A 578-nucleotide genomic window follows, 5' to 3' on the forward strand; every position below is an offset into this window, starting at 1 on the left:
CAAGGGCTCCGAGGCCCACGCCGCGACCGTCATCGGCGACACCGTCGGTGACCCGTTCAAGGACACCGCCGGTCCGGCCATCAACCCGCTGATCAAGGTCATGAACCTGGTCGCAGTGCTCATCGCGCCGGCCATCGTGACCCTGAGCATCGGCGAGAGCGCCTCGCCCGGCATCCGCGCGGCGATCGCCNNCGATCGCCATCGCGGCGATCGTGGTCATCGTCGGTGCGGTGCTGATCTCCAAGCGCCGCCCGACCGCCATCGCGGACGACAACGCGACCGAGGGTGCGGCGAGCACGTCAGCCTGATCCTCAGCGCACTTCGGTGGCATCACTCGGCCCATCCCGGGAACACTCCCGGGGTGGGCCGGGTTGTTGTTGGGCGCAGACCTGAATTTAGTAACTCGTCCGGGGGTACCCCGCCATGAGAGTGTCAGTGGGTGCCGGTAACTTCCGGATCGGTTGCTGAAGATCAATGCTGTCTGAGGCACTGAAGCGCTGGGGGTAGTCAGGTGGATCGCAAGCTTCTGGTGGTGACAACAGTCGCGGCGGGCGTGCTCGCCGCGGTCGTCGGCTGCG

The 578-nt window shown here is 66.8% G+C and carries 1 pseudogene; it reads left to right on the forward strand.

Features of this window, described 5'->3' with window-relative positions:
* Positions 1 to 308, forward strand: a pseudogene (locus CCN37_RS35460) (sodium/proton-translocating pyrophosphatase); the annotation flags it as partial.
* Positions 309 to 578: the final 270 nt, after the last annotated feature.

It is taken from the genome of Allokutzneria sp. NRRL B-24872, from assembly GCF_002155965.1.
GTDB lineage: Bacteria > Actinomycetota > Actinomycetes > Mycobacteriales > Pseudonocardiaceae > Allokutzneria.